Origin of the sequence: Kitasatospora sp. SC0581 (assembly GCF_048159585.1) — a bacterium.
In the GTDB taxonomy this organism is placed as follows: Bacteria; Actinomycetota; Actinomycetes; order Streptomycetales; family Streptomycetaceae; genus Kitasatospora.
In genome coordinates, this window is the sequence record NZ_JBLRWA010000256.1 from 1 (window position 1) to 352 (window position 352).

Here is a 352-nt window from a genome sequence, read left to right on the forward strand (position 1 = left end):
TCTTGTCGCATTTCCCGGAAGATAGGCGAGCGGGACATCTTCTATATCCACAATGACAAGGCTGCCGGGATCTGCCCCCGCTTTGATCGCTTCTTGCTTCGCCTGGGATTTGGCAGATTCCAGTGCCTGCTCCCTGCCTATTTCGTCAAGGACGTAAATTTTTTCAATTTGGCCGCTGACTTGTGCAATCGCAGAACCTATCGCATTGGCAACACCGGAATGTTCCGGGCGGATGACCCGTGACGCGCCTTTTAAAGAGTCCGGCAGCAATACACTCCCGCCGCCGACAAGGATGACCGGAACCGGTGCCGCACTTGTTTTCATCTTATCGATGGCTTCTTCGACCATTTCC

1 pseudogene is annotated in these 352 nt (G+C 53.7%); it reads right to left on the bottom strand.

Going from position 1 to position 352, the window contains the following annotated elements:
• Nucleotides 1-352, bottom strand: a pseudogene (locus ACLWS4_RS38005) (hydantoinase/oxoprolinase family protein); the annotation flags it as partial.